General features: G+C 34.4%; 1 protein-coding gene and 4 pseudogenes. 3 read left to right on the top strand and 2 right to left on the bottom strand.

The annotated features are described in order from the left end of the window. Positions 1 to 271 (top strand): annotated as a pseudogene (locus tag PN497_RS05045) (hypothetical protein); the annotation flags it as partial. 94 nt (positions 272 to 365) lie between these two features. Next, complete coding sequence (locus PN497_RS05050; protein ID WP_096573080.1) at positions 366 to 683, top strand: hypothetical protein; 318 nt, start codon at positions 366 to 368, stop codon at positions 681 to 683. 588 nt (positions 684 to 1,271) lie between these two features. On the opposite strand, the pseudogene PN497_RS05055 reads toward PN497_RS05050, so the two are convergent. Continuing rightward, a pseudogene (locus tag PN497_RS05055) lies at positions 1,272 to 2,612 on the bottom strand (IS1380 family transposase); the annotation flags it as partial. Between the two features lie 75 nt (positions 2,613 to 2,687). Between PN497_RS05055 and PN497_RS05060 the strand changes: the two are divergent. Continuing rightward, positions 2,688 to 3,718, top strand: a pseudogene (locus tag PN497_RS05060) (IS701 family transposase). Between the two features lie 26 nt (positions 3,719 to 3,744). On the opposite strand, the pseudogene PN497_RS05065 reads toward PN497_RS05060, so the two are convergent. Beyond that, positions 3,745 to 3,909: pseudogene (locus tag PN497_RS05065) on the bottom strand (IS1380 family transposase); the annotation flags it as partial. Positions 3,910 to 4,271: the final 362 nt, after the last annotated feature.

The following is a 4,271-nucleotide window of genomic DNA, read 5'->3' on the forward strand; positions in this document are numbered from 1 at the left end:
AATTAATGCTCCTGTGGTAATTATTGTAGAAGCTAAAAATGAAAATATTAAAGGTGGTTTGGGTCAATGTGCAGCAGCAATGTTAGCAGCACAGTTGTTTAATGAACAGGAAGGTAATGAAATTAAAACTGTTTATGGTGCTGTGACAACTGGAGATATTTGGAAGTTTTTAAAGTTGGTAGGGACAGAGATTTTTATTGATTTGAACAATTATTATATTAAGGAGTTAAACAAGATTTTAGGTATTTTGTGTCAAGGTGTTGGGGGTTGAAAATTAATCTCCTCCGGTGCTGCACTCCACGCTCTAAAATAATGAGGATGTTTTATAATAGTGTAAAGACAATAATTATATTGAGGTAAAAAATATGGCACAAAGTCCATCAGAGAGAATTGTGAGACGTGGAAGAGTATTTCCTGAAATTCAATGGACAGAAGAACAAAAAGCCCAAGATAGAGCGAGAAGAAAGGCATTTTCAGATCGTTGTTGGGTGATTTTTGAGCGTTTAAAACCAGAAATACTCGATAAATACTATGGTTGGTACATTGCTATTGAACCTGATAGCGGTGATTATTTTATTGATCAGGATCAAGAGGTAGCAAGTAAAATGGCTAGAGAAAAGTATCCTCATTTAATTCATCATATTTATGGCATTAATGAAAGGGGAGTTAGTGGCAGAATATGATTGAGGGGAGATTTAGAAATAAAGGTCAAATGCAAGCATCCCAATTTTGAAAAAATAAACATAACCACACCAAAAACTCTCTTCCCTTTGTGTATTATAACCCTTTGAGCAAGAGTTTAGAGCATACTACAAACGTGCATCCTTTACGATAATACATCCGATTTTGTAAGGGATACAATCAGATCAAGGGTGGGGCAGTTTTTTGTTAGTTTTTTAAGTATATTTACGGTATATATATTGAATTTAAAGGTTTATGATAAAAACTAAAATAGTCTGGTTTAATTAATAAAATTACTTGTGAAGGCAGAAAGCATGAAACCCGGATTTCTCACAAGCCAAAAAAAACATTCATAAAGAGCAAAACAAAGGAAGTTTATTTGCTACATAAGTAGGGAAGATGAAAAAAGGAAATCTCCTAAGTATAGATTTGATAGATTTTGTTAAATATCAAGAAGTATTCAGGTAAAATATACTGATATAAATAATTGAGTATTAAAATTAGACATGACAAAAAAGAGTTAAGAAAAAAACTTTTATCCCCACCCTAAATTAAAGCTAAAAATGAGAGTAATAATCGTCACAAAAGAATTAACCAGGATTTGGTAACAACTGCAAACAACGGTAAGCAGTAGCATAAATATGCTGATAGGGACAAGAACTATTAATTGCAATTAAAACTCGCCGGGTACTCACAGTAATCAAAGCTCCTAACTTCAACAATTTGGTACGGATAGTCCCAACTTGAGCATTCTGTAATTCAGTTTTAACTAAACATTTATTTCGCAAAGCATTCATTAAAACATAAGCTATGGAAGAGAACCACAAACGTAGTTGATTACCAGCAAATGTATGGGTACTGGTTCTATCGCTAAATAGTTCTAATTGTTGTTCTTTAAAACGATTTTCCATCTCACCTCTAGGACAATATTTCTGGGTATAAACTTCACTTGGAGGCATCTTATTAGTAGGAATTGAGGTAACAACAAAACGGATATTAGTTCCCTTTGCCCCATACTCAACTTTAGTTACTACACGACGACTACGACTCCAAGATTTATGGGTTTGATAGTCAATAGTTTTATACCAAGTTGAGTTTTCTATCAGATTTGATGCCAGTTCAGGAAGTTCAATATCTGGAACAAATAGAGTTTCTAAAAAGGAAACTACCGTGGATAGCTTTTGCTCAAACTCTTGCTTGGCTTTACTTTGAGTTAGAGTGGTCATCTTTATTAAACGACTGTTTTCCGGCAACCCAAATACATAATCTACTTTGATTTGAGACTCACACCATTCCATAATATCTTCTCGGGAATAGGCGCTATCTCCACGAACTAAAATCTCTACATTATTCCATTCTGCACGTATTTGTTTAATGACTCTCTGTAATTCTGATAATGCTCCCTCTACTGGGTCTACATTGGCAGCCCTAAGTTTAGCTGCTAATAAATGTTTTCCACAGAAAATATAAAGTGGTGCATAGCAATATCCTCCATAATAAGTATTGAAAAATACTTGTTCTTGATTCCCATGCACTAAATCATCAGTTACATCCAAATCTAAGATTATTTGTCTTGGTGGTGATGAATAAGATTCTAAAAATATGTCTACAAATAATTTCTCAATCTCTTCTTGAGAATGACTAATTTTATGGTAGCGACTTTCTGCTCCTTGTTCTAAATTTTCAGGACAATGTTCTATCCGATTTAATGTACTCTTTCCTGCCAATGTACATGGTTCATTCTCTTGACCAATGCTTTTTCCTAATGCCAGTGCGAACATTGGATCATGACGTAATTCTTCATGGTCATTTAAGTCTTCATATCCCATTATTAAGCCATATATTCGTTGTGTTAATAAGCTTTCTATGGGATGTAATGTCTTATTTGGCTTTCTGTAGTCTTGGAAACATTTAGCTAATCGTGATGTTATTAGGACTTACGCATTGACAGAATAACAAAATAGTGCATTGATAAATAAGGGTCGTCTAGTAATGGGTATGAGAGAATGAGAGAAATTACTAAACCCTCGACAGCACAATGCAATCTAGACATCTACACCTTATTTTTACTGTCAGAGCCAAAGTATGGAGGGTGCAGTAGGTTAGCCGAGATATTGGGAGATGTTTCACATGATAGTGTCAATCGCTTTTTATTGAGAGAGAGATACGAACCAAAAGATTTATTCAGCATAATAGAGAAAATTATCAACCTGGTAGGGGGGATATTAAGTGTAGATGATACAGTCATAGAAAAGATTTACAGCGACCCTAAAAATGCGGAATTAATCAGTTATTTTTGGTCAGGGAAAGCCCATAAAACTATTATTGGCTTAAATTTAATCACTCTATATTACAGCGATATTAATGGTAATTCAGTGCCAATAAATTATAGAATATATGATAAAAAGGAGGGAAAAACAAAAAACGATTATTTTAGAGAAATGGTAAGTGAAATAATAAGCTGGGGAGTCAAACCCAGAATGGTAACAGGAGATAGTTGGTACTCAGGAGTAGAAAACTTAAAATTTCTAAAAAACCAGAAATTGGGTTTCCTATTCGGAATTGAAAAAAATAGAATAGAACTGTTTCAAATGAGCCGCACAAGTATTGCCAAGTAGGCACTTTGGATATTCCTGAAGAAGGATTAAGAACTCATCTGAAAGAATTTGGATTTATAAAGTTGTTTAGGAAAGACTTTAAAAAAGAAGACTCTAGACATTATATTTTATATCTGCCAGATGAGGAGAAAATTCAAGACATAACCAGAAGTACCTTCGTCACAATTCATGATACTCATTGGGGTATTGAAACCTTTCATCGTGCCATAAAACAAGTGTGTGGAATTTGTCGGTTCATGGTTAGAGATACCTGTGCAATCAAAACTCACATATTTTGTTCACTTCAAGCATTTGTGAAATTGGAGTTTATGCGCTCTGAAAATATAATTAGCAATTGGTATGAAGTACAGAGGAATCTGTTTACTTCTGTTGTCCATGAGCATATTTTTGCCAACCTTCGCAAGGATGTCATTATCTAGACTACATAGATGATATTTTTTGTCAATGCGTAAGTCCTAGTTATTTGCAATTTTCGGTCTATTTCCGCAATTAAACTTAAACCTGCATCCGATGTTACTTTACCACCCTGGAAATTCACTACTATTGGTCTTGATTTTTCTCTTTCAAACTTGAACTGTTTTGGTGTACTATCTGTTGTTAGTGGGGTCATACTTTATAACTGCTGAAATGCTTTCTAAATATACATTTTCGCAGTTTTTGACCTCTTTTTTTATTTTCTTTGTGAGAAATCCGGGGAAACCAGGATACCAGGGTAAGCTCATCTAATTTGGTATAAAATGAACTTGACAAAAGAAACAAGATAAGCAGCAGCGAGCAGAGAAAAATTTGACTTGACATGGGAGCAAAAAAAGTGAGATGAGGACATAAGCCCCCCCTTCAACTCTAGGAATAAAGGTTTATGTCAGCAGGATTTGAAACTAAGTCAAGTGCTTCCAAGAAAAGAAATCATCATCAGGTAAAGCCAAGACAGGTGGCATCCATTGAAGCCATTCAACAAAGTTTAGTGGAAAA

Source organism: Sphaerospermopsis kisseleviana CS-549 (assembly GCF_028329225.1).
Classification (GTDB): Bacteria; Cyanobacteriota; Cyanobacteriia; order Cyanobacteriales; family Nostocaceae; genus Sphaerospermopsis; species Sphaerospermopsis kisseleviana.